The following is a 13,002-nucleotide window of genomic DNA, read 5'->3' as shown; positions in this document are numbered from 1 at the left end:
ACAGCAGGCCGCCGGGCACTCCTTGACTACGATCGCCAGGAGCTCCACCGACTCCAGCAGGGACCGTACCGTGACCACTCGCACACGCACCGCAGGCGCGATCGTCACCGGGCTCCTCGTGGCCGGCGCGCTGGCTGCGTGTGTCCCGTCCTCCACGGCACCGGGGTCGACAGCCGCACCGACCACCGCCACAGCGACTCCGCTGGTCACACCGACGCCGACGCAGACGCCGACGCCCACACCCACCGCGACCCCGACTCCGACCGCGACGCCGACCGCCGTGCCGACGACGCTCCCGGTCGGCGACGTCACGTCGAACGGACGCACGTGGCGGCAGTCGTACGCCGAGGACTTCACGAAGCCCGCCGCACTCGGCACGGTGGCGTCCGTCTACCCCGGCATGGGCCTCTACGACGGATTCCAGGACACCAGCGGACTCGGCACGTACGCCCCTGCGAAGGTGCTGTCCGTCGCCGACGGCAACCTCGACTTCGACTTCCACTCCGAGGGCGGCCGACCGCTCGTCGCCGCCGTCATGCCGGACGGGTACGCACCGCACACGACGGCACGCGTCAGCATCCGCTACAAGACCACGGTCACCGACGGGTACAAGTTCGTCGGCATGCTGTGGCCGTCCTCCGACGACTGGAACGACGGCGAGATCGACTGGCCGGAGTCACTCACGCTCGGGGCATCGCCGCGACCCGCGTCCGCGATCCCGGGAACGTACGCGAACCGTCACGTCAAGTACGACCGCTCGGTGCAGGTCCACGCGAAGACCGACACCACCGAGTACCACGTCGCCACCACCGAGTGGGACACGGGCATCGTCCGCTTCTACTGGGACGGGGAGCTCGTCTCCTCCACCACCGAGGCCGTGCCGACGAAGCCGATGCGCGTGACCCTGCAGGGCGAGACGTGGACCGATCACGGCGCCGTCCCGACGGACGCGACGGGCACCGTGTCCGTCGACTGGATCTCCATCTGGAACTGACCCGCGCGCGGTACGGTGGGCGCGTGTTCGGACGCCGCTCCCCCAGCCCCCGCCCCGACGACCGACCGGGCCTCGGCATCGGTGCCCTCGTGCAGGTCGTCGACACCGACCAGGGCGGCGAGGAGTGGGCCGACGAGCCGATCGGCGTCATCGTCGCACCGGGCGGCAGCCAGCTCGGCGGGACCCAGCGCACCTGGACGATCGCGTTCGAGGAACCCGTCTACACGAAGGACGGCCGCGGCCCGTTCGAGCGCGCGACCGTCCTGAGTCGTCAGCTGGTGCCGATCGAGCCGGCACCGGACACCGAGGGCTAGTACTCCTCGTTGCCGCTCTTCATCATGGCTGCGAAGGCCATGCAGACCCCCACGCCGCCGAGCACGCCGATGCCGATGATGACGCCTGCGATGAGTTCGAGCATTGGTGACTCCTTGGTTCCGGGGCCGGTCTGGCTGCCCTCAGGTTAGCGGATGCCGCGCATGAGCTTCAGCACCGGCTTGGCGAGGACGAGCAGGACGACCCCGACCGCGACGGCGACGAGCCCGAGGACGGCGAAGTACGGCGCCTCGTCCGTCGGGTCGTAGTACTGCGAGAGCACCCCCGTGACGGCGGTGCCGAGCGACACCGACAGGAAGAACAGGGCCACCATCTGCGTCTGGAACTTCGGCGGTGCGAGCTTCGTGGCCACCGACTGGCCCACCGGCGACAGCAGGAGCTCGGCGATCGTGAAGACGAGCAGGATCCCGACGAGGGCGAGCAGCGGCGTGCCGTTCTGCCCGGTGCCGACGAAGGGCAGGAAGAGCAGGAACGCGACGCCCATGATGCCGGTGCCGAGGGCGAACTTCGTCGGGGTGGACGGCTGACGGTCGCCGAGCTTCGTCCAGATCGCCGCGAACACGCCGGACAGCACGATGATGAAGACCGGGTTGATCGACTGCACCCACGAGACCGGCATCTCCCAGCCGAACAGGGACCGGTCGAGGCGCTCGTCGGAGTAGACGGTCACGACGGTGAACTGCTGCTGGTACAGCGACCAGAACACCGCACTGCCGATGAACAGGGGGATGAAGGCGAACACGCGCGACCGCTCCTGCGCGGTGATGCCGCTCGAGAGGATCACCACGAAGTACCCGATCGTGGCGAGGATGACGATGGCGACGACCACGGTGGGCAGGTTGTCGACGTTCAGGAGCCCCGTCAGCACGGCGACCACGATCACCGCGAGTGCCACGAGGACGAGCACGCCGATGAGCGGGAGCCGACGGCGGTCGACGGGGTTCGTGACGTGGCGCACGGACTCCGGCAGCTTGCGGCGGCGGATCGCGTACTGCACGAGCCCGGCCGCCATGCCGACCGCAGCAAGGCCGAAGCCGTAGTGGAAGCCGAGCGAGCTCTGCAGCAGGCCGGTCAGGAGCGGACCGAAGAACGCCCCGAGGTTCACGCCGAGGTAGTAGAGCGAGAAGCCGGCGTCACGACGGGGGTCGTCCGGGCTGTAGAGCCCGCCGACGATCGTCGTCGCCGTGGCCTTGAGCCCGCCGGAGCCGAGCGCGATGAGCACGAGGCCGACGCCGACGCCCGCGACACCGGGGATGAGCGCGAGGGCGATGTGCCCGAGCATCACGACGATGGCGCTGCCGAACAACGTCCGGTCCGCACCGAGCAGGCGGTCGGCGATCCACGCCCCGATGATCGTGAACAGGTACACGGCTCCGCCGTAGGCACCCATGATCCCGCTGGCGACGCCCTTGTCGATGCCCAGCCCGCCCTGCGAGAGCGTGTAGTACATGTAGATGAGGACGATGCCCTGCATCCCGTAGAACGAGAACCGCTCCCAGAGCTCGACGGCGAACGGCGTCGACAACTCGAACGGTTGCCCGAAGAAGGTCCGCCCGCGTGCGGGCGTGGTGGTACCTGACATGCCGCACATTCTGCCCCTCGGAGCCGGGCCGCGCCGAATCGCTGAACTCGCCTCAGGAACGCCGGGCGCGGTCGTTTGGAGGGTTCCCACGACCGCGGCCGACACACGGGCCACCCGCGTTGTCAGCCCCGGACGGCGTTCACGCGACTCGCGGGTCCGATCAATAGCGTGGGTTCTGCAACACCGGACAGAGCAGTTCAGGAGGGCTCCGACCATGGTCGACACCGCACCCGTCCACAGCACGAACACGCCCAAGGCAGACGCCGCGGGCGACCCCGCCGCGGGCACGCCCGCCGGCGGGACGGACACCGACGTCCGGATCGACGTCGACCTGCTCGCCGAGCACCTGCTCGGCCGTTGGGCGGACGACCGCCGAGCCTCGCGCCGACTCGCACTCGACCCGGCGATGCACAAGGTCGAGGGCATGCCCTACGCCGACGCCCGCGCCCGGACGCTCGACCAGCTCCGCATCCTCGTCGACGCGGGAGCGATCCAGCGCCCCTACCCCGAGGAGTTCGGCGGCTCGAGCAACCACGGCGGCAACCTCGCTGCGTTCGAGGAGCTCACCACGGCCGACCCCTCGATGCAGATCAAGGCCGGCGTGCAGTGGGGGCTGTTCGGCTCGGCCGTGCACCACCTCGGCACCGAACGGAACCACCGCGAGTTCCTGCCGGGCATCGTCTCGTTCGAGGTCCCCGGCTGCTTCGCGATGACGGAGACCGGGCACGGCTCGGACGTCCAGAGCATCGCCACGCGGGCGACCTACGACCCGGCGACCCAGGAGTTCGAGATCCACACGCCCTTCCGCGGTGCGTGGAAGGACTACATCGGCAACGCCGCCCTGCACGGCAAGGCGGCTGTCGTCTTCGCGAAGCTCGTGACGCAGGGCGTCGACCACGGCGTCCACGCGTTCTACGTGCCGCTCCGCGACGCCGAGGGTGCGTTCCTGCCCGGTGTCGGCGGCGAGGACGACGGCTACAAGGGCGGCCTGAACGGCATCGACAACGGCCGACTGCACTTCGACCACGTGCGCGTCCCCCGCACCAACCTGCTGAACCGCTACGGCGACGTCGCCGAGGACGGCACCTACTCCTCGCCGATCGCCTCGCCCGGTCGCCGCTTCTTCACCATGCTCGGCACCCTCGTGCAGGGCCGCGTGTCGCTCGACGGCGCCGCGGTCGTCGCCCAGAAGATCGGCCTGGAGATCGCGCTGACGTACGCGGCACAGCGTCGCCAGTTCCCGACGGGCGACGGCACCGAGGGCGTCCTGCTCGACTACGGCCGGCACCAGCGCCGGTTGATCCCCCGCCTCGCCACGGTGTTCGCGCAGTCGTTCGCCCACGAGAAGCTCCTCCGCACCTTCGACGACGTGTTCAGCGGGCGTGAGGACACCCCGCAGCGTCGCGAGGACCTCGAGACCCAGGCAGCGGCCTTCAAGTCGATGTCCACGTGGTCGGCCCTCGACACGCTCCAGGAGTGCCGCGAGGCCTGCGGTGGCGCCGGGTTCCTCGCCGAGAACCGCCTCACCGGACTCCGCGCCGACCTCGACGTCTACGTGACGTTCGAGGGCGACAACACCGTGTTGCTCCAGCTCGTCGGCAAGCGCCTGCTCACCGACTTCCGCGCGAAGGCGCCGAAGGACCCGGCGTCGACCGCGAAGTTCGTGGCGGCCCAGGCGGCTACGAAGCTCGCCGACGCCACCGGTCTCCGACGCCTCGGGCAGACCATGACCGACCGGGGCTCGCTCGCCGCCTCCGTCACGGACCTGCAGGACGCCAGGACGCAGCGTGACCTGCTCGCCGGCCGCGTCGACACGATGGTCACCGAGATCGGCATGCGCCTCGCGTCGGCCGGGAAGGACCGCGCACGCGGCGCCCGACTGCTCAACCGCTCGCAGCACGAGCTCATCGAGGCGGCGAAGGCCCACGCGGAGCTCATGCAGTGGGAGGCCTTCACCGAGGCCATCGACGAGGTCCCGCCGGGAGACACCCGCCGCGTGCTCGTCTGGCTCCGCGACCTGTTCGCCCTCGGCCTGCTGGAGCAGCACCTCGACTGGTACCTCATGCACGGGCGCATCACGGCGCAGCGGGCGCGGGCGGTCTCGGCGTACATCGACCGCCTCGTCGCCCGGGTCCGACCGGTCATCCCGCAGCTGCTCGACTCGTTCGGGTACGAGGCCGGCCACGTCCGCGCCCCGATCGCGCTCGGTGCCGAGCAGGCCCGGCAGGACGAGGCGCAGGCATGGTTCGCCGCCGAGGCGGCCGCGGGTCGCCTCCCCGAGCAGGAGAAGAAGCCCCGCGCCTAGCGCTGGACGTGGGGCGCGTCAGGCGTCGCCGGCGGGCCCGTGGTCCTCGAGGGCCCGGCGGAGCCGCGCCTCGGCGTCGTCCCCGGCGCCGGCAGCAGCGGCAGCGGCCTCGGCGTTGGCCTCGGTCACCGCGCGCACGACCTCTTCGCGCTGGATCTTCACCCCGCGAGGCGCGTCGATACCGATGCGGACGCCGTCCCCGCGGCTGTCGAGCACCGTGATGACGATGTCGTCACCGACGAGGATCCGCTCGCCGACCTTCCGCGTGAGTACCAGCACCCGTTCAGCCTAGCGACACGACGGGGACTCCCAGCAGGTGCACCGACTCCGGCGTGGCGGTCTCCCCCGCGCCGATCGCCACGATCCCGGCCACGTGGGCCCGGTCGGCGACGGCGGCGAGCATGCGGACCGAGTCCTCGTGCTTCCGACCGACGTCCACGACGACCCAGACCTGGTCGGGTGCGAGTCCGGCGGCCGTCGCGACGTCGTCCCAGGCGGCGACCGCGAGCAGCGCGTACCCGTCGCGGACGCCCTCGGCCCGGGCGAGGATCCCGCTCCGCCGGTCGGCCGCGTCGGTCGGCCGGAGTGCGTGCCGGGTCGCGAAGATCCCGGCGGCCGCGTCCACGTCGTTCGGACGCCCGACGAGCAGCACGAGGTCGCCGTCGGCGGACCGGACCGACGGGGCGGGCCGGGTGGGCGCGGTGGCGGCGACCAGCTGCTCGGCCACGACGTCGTCGACGAGCCGAGCCGTGCCTCCAGGAACGACCGACGGACCGGGCACGACGGACGCGACGGGTACCGCGGACGGTCCGGGCACGTCCAGGAGGCGCGACCCGCCCGGCTCCTCGGCCCCCGCCTCCGGCAAGGCACGCGTCGGGCGCGGGGCGCTCCCCGTGATCCCGTCGGCGACGAAGCCGTCGAGCACCGACGCGAACGCGTCGGCCCGCGTGGACGCGGTGCCGTCGTGGCCGGCGATGCGCGCCTCCGCGGCTTCGGCGTCGGCCAGGAGCGCGGCGATGCCCACCCGCTGGACCGGAGAATCGGCGATGGCGACGCGCGCGGTCGGGACGTCGTCGGGGCCGGGGACCTCGACGGTGGCCTCGACGTGCGCCTTGCGGAACAGCCCGCCGATGCCGGGTGTGGTGACGCGCTCGGCGGCGACGATGCGTGCGCCCGGTCCGAACTCCGAGCGGACGGCGTCCCGGAGCTCGTCGAGCGTGGCGCCGTTACGCTGCAATCGGGTCGGCGGCACGGACCACTCCCACGGTCTCGATGGTGGAGCCCGCGGCGGTGGCCTCCTGGTAGGAGAGCACCGGCAGGCCGTTCGACTGCGCGGAGACCATGCGGTGCACGGCCGGGCGGAGCTGCGGGGCGCAGACGAGGACGGCGGAGATCCCCTGGTCCTCGACGGAGCGGACGGCCTCGCGGAGCGACCCGAGGACCTGCTCGATGCGATGGGCGTCGAGGACGATCTGGGTCCCCTGCTCGGACGGCCGGAGCCCCTCGAGCATCGACTGCTCGAGCAGCGGGTCGATCATGATGACCCGGAGCGTGCCGGCGTCGAGGTACCGGGCGGGCAGCGCGGGGCCGAGTGCAGCGCGGGCGGCCTCGACGAGCCCCTCCGGGTCGGTCGACACCTTCGCGCGGAGCGTGAGGCCCTCGCAGATCCGGCCGAGGTCGTTGATCGGGACCCGTTCGGCGAGCAGGCCCTGCAGGACCCGCTGCAGCTCGGCGAGCGAGAGCATCCCGGGGACGAGCTCCTCGACGGCCGCGGGGTTGACCTGCTTGACGCCCTCGGTGAGGACCTTGACGTCCTCGCGGGTGAGGAGCCGCGCGGCGTTGTCGCCGATGATCGCCTGCAGGTGCGTGACGAGCACGGAGACGCGGTCGATCACGGTCGCGCCGGTCATCTCGGCGGCGTGCCGGAGCTCGGCGGGGACCCACTTGCCGGCGAGGCCGAACACCGGTTCGACGGTGGTCTCCCCGGGGAGGCCCTCGAGGTGGTCGCCGAGCGCGAGCACGCTGCGCGACGGTGCGGTGCCCCGGCCGGCCTCGACGCCGGCGATGCGGATGGCGTAGGTCGACGGCGGGAGCTCGATGCTGTCGCGGGTCCGGACGGGCGGGACGACGATCCCCATGTCGATCGCGATCTTCCGGCGGAGTGCCCGGACGCGGCCGAGCAGGTCGTCCGAGGCGCCGGACACCATGTCGACCAGGTCGGGCGCGAGCAGGATCTCGAGGGCGTGCACGCGCATCTGCTCGATGAGGTCCTCGGGGGTGTCGGCGCTCGGCGCGGCGGCCTCCATGGCCTGCTGCTGGGCAACGGCGGCCTCCTCGCGCTTGGTGTTCTGCCCGAGGCGCCACCCGATCACGAGCAGCGTGGCGCCGATGACCAGGAACGGGACGATCGGCATGCCGGGGATGAACCCCATCGCGATCGCCGCGACACCCGCGATCGCGAGGGCGTTCCGCGACTGGGTGAGCTGCTGCGACGCCGAGGTGCCGATCTCGGTCTCGGCGCCGGAGCGGGTGACGATCATGCCCGTCGACACCGCCATGAGGAGCGCCGGGATCTGCGTGACCAGCCCGTCGCCGATGGTCAGGATGCCGTACTTCGACAGGGCGTCGGTGATCGACAGCCCGTTCTGCACCATGCCGATGGCGATGCCGCCGACGAGGTTGATGACGATGATGAGGATGCCGGCGATCGCGTCGCCCTTGACGAACTTCGACGCACCGTCCATGGCGCCGTAGAAGTCGGCCTCGGCGGACACGGCGGCACGGCGTTCCTTCGCCTGGGCGTCGGTGATGAGCCCCGCGTTGAGGTCCGCGTCGATCGCCATCTGCTTGCCGGGCATCGCGTCCAGGGTGAACCGTGCCCCGACCTCGGCGACGCGCTCGGCGCCCTTCGTCACGACGACGAACTGGATGACGACGAGGATCAGGAAGATGACCGCGCCGATGATGATCGAGCCGGAGACCGCCACGTGGCCGAACGCCTGGATGACGTCGCCGGCGAACCCCTCGCCGAGGACGAGCCGCGTCGACGCGACGTTCAGGCCGAGCCGGAACAGCGTCGCGACGAGCAGCAGCGACGGGAACACCGAGAAGTCGAGCGGCTTCTTCACGAACAGCGTCGTGAGCAGGATCACCAGCGCCAGCAGGATGTTGCAGATGATGAGGAAGTCGAGCAGGAAGGACGGCACCGGCAGGATCAGCAGCAGGATGATGCCGACGATGAAGACCGGGACGACGAGCTTCGGCAGGTCCTTGCGGTTCATGCGGGCACCCCTTCGGGAGTCGAGTTCGGGCGGAGCTTCCGGGGCCGGAGGTCCCCGCTGATCGTGGCCGGGTCGATGACCGTCGCGACCTCGTCCGGGGTGGTCGGCCGCGGCGGGGCGTGCGTCCCGGCCGCCGCTCCCCTGGCCTTGAGCGCCATGACGAACGACAGCACGCGGGCGACCGGCGTGTAGAGGTCGACCGGCACCTCCTGCCCGAGCTCGCACGCGGCGTGCAGCGCACGGGTGAGCGGGACGTCCTGGACGATGGGCACCCGGGCCTCGAGCGCCTTGTCGCGGATCATCGCCGCGACCGGACCGGCGCCCTTCGCCACGACGCGCGGCGCGGACTTCCCCGGCTCGTACGACAGCGCGACGGCGTAGTGCGTCGGGTTCGTCATCACGACGTCCGCGGTGCCGATCGCCTGCACCATCCGGTTCCGGCTCATCGCGAGCTGTCGGGAGCGGCGCTGGGACTTCACGAGCGGGTCGCCCTCGGCGTGCTTGTTCTCGTCCTTGACCTCGCGCTTGGTCATCATCGTGCGCTTGCGGTTGCGGCGGATCACGACGAAGACGTCGAGCGCGGCGAGGACCAGGCCGGCGACGATCGCCGCCCGCAGCAGGGTGCCGGTCCCGGCGGCCGCGGCGTCGAGCACGGCGGACAGCGGGAGCGATCCGCTCGTCATGAGGACGGGGACGAGGGCCTGCACGGCCATCCAGAGGACGAGTCCGACGACGGCCGTCTTGAGGAGCGCCTTGCACCCGTTCCAGAGCGCCTGGGTGCCGAACACCCGCTTCAGGCCCTGGATCGGGTCGAAGTGCTCGGGCTGCGGCGCCAGCTTCCGGACGTGCACGCCGCCCTGCGCGACCGCTGCGGCCAGCACGGCGACGGCGACGACCCCGAGCATCGGGCCGAGGGTCCCGCCGAGCGAGCCGAGGGCCTCGTGGAAGACGGCGTTCATGGTGCCGATCGTCGGGTCGGCGATGACGCGCTGCACGGCTCGGAGCTGCTCGGAGCCCGCGGCGGCGGCGTTGCCGATCGCGGACGGCATCATGAGTGCCGCGACCGCGATCCCGATCCACGCGCCGAGGTCCTGCGACCGCCCGATCTGGCCCTTCTGGTGGACCTCGCGCATGCGCTTCTGGGTCGCCTGCTCGGAGCGTTCTCCGCTGTCGGACACGTCGTCACCCCCGTCCCGTGATCGCGGCCACCGCGTCGCCGGTGAGGGACGAGACGACGGACGGCAGGGCCATGAAGAGCGCGCCGGCGAAGACGACGGTCAGCCCGATCTTGATCGGGAAGCCCATCTGGAAGGCGTTGAGCGCCGGGGCCACGCGGGTGAGCAGGCCCAGGCCGACGTCGGCGAGGAAGAGCACCACCACGAGGGGCCCGGCGATCTGCAGCGAGGACAGGAACATCTGCGTGAGCGCGGTGACGAGCACGGACGCCAGGCCGCCGAGGTCGAACGTGCCGGTCAGGGGCACCGCGTCGAAGGAGCGCACGAGTCCGGCGACGATGAGCTGGTACCCGCCCGAGGCGAACAGCAGCGCGAGCGCCGCCATCTGGAACAGCCGCGTGAACTGGGCGCCGTTCACCTGCGACTGCGGGTCGAAGGCCTGCGCCAGCGTGAACCCGCCGAACAGGTCGATGAGCGCACCCGCCGACTGCACGGCGGCGAACACGAGGAACACGAGGAACCCGAGGGCGAGCCCGACGAGGAGCTGCGTGAGGAGCGCGAGCAGGAACGGTCCGGTGTCGAGCGACTCGTAGCCGACCGCGACGCGCGGGGCGACGCCGATCGCCAGCCCGATGCCGAGGATCACCTTCACCGTCGCGGGGAACGCGCGGTACGAGAACGGTGGCGCGATGACGAAGAACGCGACGAGGCGGACGCCGGCGAGCATCGTCGCCTCGAGGCGGTCGCCGTCGATCGAGAGCTCCATCAGGCCGTTCCCAAGAGCTTCGGGATCATGTCGAACGCGACGTGCGTGAACCCGACCATCTCCGAGATCATCCAGTTGCCGCAGACGACCAGGGCGATCGCGACGGCGACGGCCTTCGGCACGAAGGAGAGCGTGACCTCCTGGATCTGCGTGACCGACTGGAACAGCGAGATCGCGAAGCCCACGACGAGCGACGTCACGAGCACGGGCGCGGCGAGCTTCGCCGACACCAGGAGCGCCTGGAGCGTGAGGTCGATGACGGCCTGCTGGTTCATCAGTGCACCACCTGGTAGCTCTCGATGAGGGACTTGATGATGAGCCCCCACCCGTCGACGAGGACGAACAGCAGGATCTTGAACGGGAGCGAGATCATGACCGGCGGGAGCATCATCATGCCCATCGACATGAGCGCCGCGGAGACGACGAGGTCGATGACCAGGAACGGGATGAAGATGACGAACCCGATGATGAAGGCGCTGCGGAGCTCGGAGATCACGAACGCGGGGATCACCGTCGTCATCGGCACGTCGGCCATCGACTTCGGGTTGTCCCGACCGGCGGCACGAGTGATGAGCGCCACGTCCTCCTCACGCGTCTGGTGCAGCATGAACGTCCGCAGCGGCTTCGTCCCGATCTCGACCGCCTGGGTGAAGTCGAGGTGGCCGGCGAGGTACGGCTGCAGGGCGTCGTCGTTGATGTGCCCGAGGACCGGTGCCATCACGAAGAGCGACAGGAACAGGGCGAGGCCGGCCAGCACCTGGTTCGGCGGGATGGACTGCAGCGCGAGGGCGTTCCGCGTCATCGCGAGCACCACGAAGATCTTCGTGAACGACGTCATCATCAGCATGAGGGCCGGTGCGACGCTGAGCAGGGTGATCCCGATCAGGGTGACGACGGCGGACGACGGGGTGCCGTCCGGGCCGTTCACGCTGACGCTGAAGTCACCGGTCGACGGCGGCGTGGGCGTGGCGGGGGCGGTCGGCTGCACGACACCGGCCGCGTGGGCGCCGGTCGCCGTGAGCATGAGGAAGCCGGCGACGATCGTCACCCCCAGCAGGAGGAGGGCGATCAGGCGTCCGGTGCGTGCCGCGGTCACCCGGCCCGCCGGTTCCGGAGCGCCGAAGCGGCCTGCCGCCAGGTGTCGGCGGACAGGATCGACCCCTGCAGCTGCTGCGCCGTGGGCAGCGTGGTGCGCTGCGAGCGGCGGTTGCGGGGACGCATGGGCAGCGGCTGCGCCGCGTCGGACGGGAGGCTCGGCTCGGCTGCCGTCTGCTGCTCCAGTTCCTGACGGAAGCGGTCGGCCGACGGGGTCGGACGCACCGGCAGCGTCACCGGCCCGGTCACGATCGTGAGTTCCGGCGCCGGCGCCTGCCCGCTGGTGAGCAGGGCGACACCGTGCTCGGAGACACCGAGCACGAGGCGCTCGCCCTCGACGTCGACGACGACGACGCTCGCCTTGCCGCCGATGCCCTGGCGGCCGACGACCTCGACCGACGCCGAGCGGCGGCCCTTGGCCTTGCCCGCACCCAGGCCGCTCTTCGCGACGCGACGGTGCAGCACCCACATCAGGGCGAGCACGACGCCGAGCGAGAGCGCGACGCGAAGGACGATGACGGCGGTGTCCACGTCGGGGCTCAGACGCTCTCGGCGACGTCGAGGATCTTCGTGATCCGGACGGCGTAGTCCTGGTCGACGACGACGACCTCGCCGTGCGCGATGAGCCGGCCGTTGAGCAGGACGTCGGCCGGCGCTCCGGCGCTGCGGTCGAGTTCGACGACCGCGCCGGGCTCCATGCCGAGCACGTCGCGCACGGACATCCGGGTGCGGCCGATCTCGACCGTCAGGGTCATCTCGACGTTGTTGATCCGGCCGAGGTTCCCGGCGGGCAGCGTCGTCGTCGGTGCCGCGGCGGCGGGTGCGGACACGGTGCCGTTCTCGCGGACGCGCAGGGCGAACCAGCCGCCGGGGACGCCACCGGCGGTGAGCTCGAACACGACCGTGTCCGGGTCGGCCAGGAGCGCCGAGGCCGACTCGCGCCGAGCGTCGCCGAGGACGCCGACGCCGAGGACACCGGCGGCGGCCTCGAGGGACGGACGGAGCACGTCGGTCACGTCGACGATCCCGTGGTCGGTGCCGCCCGCGGCGACGACGGCCTCGAGGTCGGTGAGCACGAGGACGAGGTCGGCCGACAGGCCGCCGACGAAGGACGCGACCACCGCGTCACCGGCCGCCTCGAGGGCGACGGGGGTCGCGCCTCCCGGGACCGCCACCGCTGCCAGCGGAGCGGCCGTCGGGAGCTGCGCGGCGAGTGCCTCGGCCGCGTGCGTGTGGAGGGTGGTCGTGACGGTCATGCGGGCTGCTCCGATGTGGTGGTGACGACGATGCCGGCGAGGCGCGAGCCGTTCGCGCCGACGGCGGCGGTGCCGACGGGCTCGCCGTCGACCGCGATGGTGAGGGGGCGGTGCTGCGGGTGCGGCAGCGGCAGCACGTCGCCGACGGCGAGGCGCAGGACCTGCGACGGCAGCACGGTCGCCGGGGCGAACCGCAGGCTGACGCCGACCGGGAC

Annotated in this window: 14 protein-coding genes; 3 read left to right on the top strand and 11 right to left on the bottom strand. The window is 71.5% G+C overall.

The features are described from left to right. Positions 1–70: 70 nt before the first annotated feature. Both HWD93_RS19460 and HWD93_RS09620 read left to right on the top strand, forming a co-directional pair. Positions 71–994 (top strand): glycoside hydrolase family 16 protein, encoded by a 924-nt coding sequence (locus HWD93_RS19460; protein WP_261646685.1) that lies wholly within the window; start codon positions 71–73, stop codon positions 992–994. Between the two features lie 23 nt (positions 995–1,017). Beyond that, on the top strand, positions 1,018–1,308 hold the full coding sequence (locus HWD93_RS09620; protein WP_254791752.1) for a hypothetical protein: 291 nt from the start codon (positions 1,018–1,020) through the stop codon (positions 1,306–1,308). Positions 1,309–1,454: 146 nt separating this feature from the next. Here HWD93_RS09620 and HWD93_RS09615 read toward each other — a convergent pair whose 3' ends face one another. Next, positions 1,455–2,918: a peptide MFS transporter gene (locus HWD93_RS09615; RefSeq protein ID WP_261646684.1), complete on the bottom strand. Its 1,464-nt coding sequence runs from the start codon at positions 2,916–2,918 to the stop codon at positions 1,455–1,457. Between the two features lie 205 nt (positions 2,919–3,123). Between HWD93_RS09615 and HWD93_RS09610 the strand changes: the two genes are divergently transcribed. Then, positions 3,124–5,214: an acyl-CoA dehydrogenase gene (locus tag HWD93_RS09610; protein ID WP_261646683.1), complete on the top strand. Its 2,091-nt coding sequence runs from the start codon at positions 3,124–3,126 to the stop codon at positions 5,212–5,214. A gap of 18 nt (positions 5,215–5,232) precedes the next feature. On the opposite strand, the gene csrA is transcribed toward HWD93_RS09610, so the two are convergent. From csrA to HWD93_RS09560, 10 genes are all read right to left on the bottom strand, one after another. Continuing rightward, positions 5,233–5,493, bottom strand: a complete 261-nt coding sequence (gene csrA / locus HWD93_RS09605) for a carbon storage regulator CsrA (RefSeq protein WP_261646682.1) — start codon at positions 5,491–5,493, stop codon at positions 5,233–5,235. 4 nt (positions 5,494–5,497) lie between these two features. After that, positions 5,498–6,466, bottom strand: coding sequence for a hypothetical protein (locus HWD93_RS09600; RefSeq protein WP_261646681.1), 969 nt, complete (start codon positions 6,464–6,466; stop codon positions 5,498–5,500). After that, positions 6,441–8,495 (bottom strand): flagellar biosynthesis protein FlhA, encoded by a 2,055-nt coding sequence (locus HWD93_RS09595; RefSeq protein ID WP_261646680.1) that lies wholly within the window; start codon positions 8,493–8,495, stop codon positions 6,441–6,443. The genes HWD93_RS09600 and HWD93_RS09595 overlap by 26 nt, the downstream gene beginning before the upstream one ends. Next, complete coding sequence (locus tag HWD93_RS09590; RefSeq protein ID WP_071301625.1) at positions 8,492–9,673, bottom strand: flagellar biosynthesis protein FlhB; 1,182 nt, start codon at positions 9,671–9,673, stop codon at positions 8,492–8,494. Before HWD93_RS09590 ends, HWD93_RS09595 begins: the two co-directional genes overlap by 4 nt. A 4-nt stretch (positions 9,674–9,677) precedes the next feature. Next, positions 9,678–10,436: a flagellar biosynthetic protein FliR gene (locus tag HWD93_RS09585; protein WP_070418906.1), complete on the bottom strand. Its 759-nt coding sequence runs from the start codon at positions 10,434–10,436 to the stop codon at positions 9,678–9,680. Continuing rightward, positions 10,436–10,711: a flagellar biosynthesis protein FliQ gene (gene fliQ / locus HWD93_RS09580; protein ID WP_070418905.1), complete on the bottom strand. Its 276-nt coding sequence runs from the start codon at positions 10,709–10,711 to the stop codon at positions 10,436–10,438. Before fliQ ends, HWD93_RS09585 begins: the two co-directional genes overlap by 1 nt. Next, positions 10,711–11,532 (bottom strand): flagellar type III secretion system pore protein FliP, encoded by an 822-nt coding sequence (gene fliP / locus HWD93_RS09575; protein WP_261646679.1) that lies wholly within the window; start codon positions 11,530–11,532, stop codon positions 10,711–10,713. Before fliP ends, fliQ begins: the two co-directional genes overlap by 1 nt. Next, positions 11,529–12,062, bottom strand: coding sequence for a flagellar biosynthetic protein FliO (locus tag HWD93_RS09570; RefSeq protein WP_071294622.1), 534 nt, complete (start codon positions 12,060–12,062; stop codon positions 11,529–11,531). The genes fliP and HWD93_RS09570 overlap by 4 nt, the downstream gene beginning before the upstream one ends. Before the next feature lie 8 nt (positions 12,063–12,070). Continuing rightward, positions 12,071–12,787 carry a flagellar motor switch protein FliN gene (gene fliN, locus HWD93_RS09565; RefSeq protein ID WP_261646678.1) on the bottom strand — a complete coding sequence of 239 codons (717 nt, stop codon included), beginning with the start codon at positions 12,785–12,787 and terminating at the stop codon, positions 12,071–12,073. Then, positions 12,784–13,002 (bottom strand): FliM/FliN family flagellar motor C-terminal domain-containing protein (locus HWD93_RS09560; RefSeq protein WP_261646677.1); only part of this gene is annotated, 219 nt, incomplete at its 5' end. The genes HWD93_RS09560 and fliN, both read right to left, overlap by 4 nt.

Origin of the sequence: Curtobacterium sp. C2H10 (assembly GCF_025407985.1) — a bacterium.
Taxonomy (GTDB): Bacteria; Actinomycetota; Actinomycetes; order Actinomycetales; family Microbacteriaceae; genus Curtobacterium.
Note: the sequence above shows the minus strand (reverse complement) of the source record. Positions and strands in the feature narration are given on the sequence as shown.

Bases quoted from the DNA above. Each gene is read 5' to 3' on its own strand.
- HWD93_RS09615 (WP_261646684.1), bottom strand. From the start codon at position 2,918: ATGTGCGGCATGTCAGGTACCACCACGCCCGCACGCGGGCGGACCTTC.
- HWD93_RS09610 (WP_261646683.1), top strand. From the start codon at position 3,124: ATGGTCGACACCGCACCCGTCCACAGCACGAACACGCCCAAGGCAGAC.
- HWD93_RS09595 (WP_261646680.1), bottom strand. From the start codon at position 8,495: ATGAACCGCAAGGACCTGCCGAAGCTCGTCGTCCCGGTCTTCATCGTC.
- HWD93_RS09585 (WP_070418906.1), bottom strand. From the start codon at position 10,436: ATGGAGCTCTCGATCGACGGCGACCGCCTCGAGGCGACGATGCTCGCC.
- fliQ (WP_070418905.1), bottom strand. From the start codon at position 10,711: ATGAACCAGCAGGCCGTCATCGACCTCACGCTCCAGGCGCTCCTGGTG.
- fliN (WP_261646678.1), bottom strand. From the start codon at position 12,787: ATGACCGTCACGACCACCCTCCACACGCACGCGGCCGAGGCACTCGCC.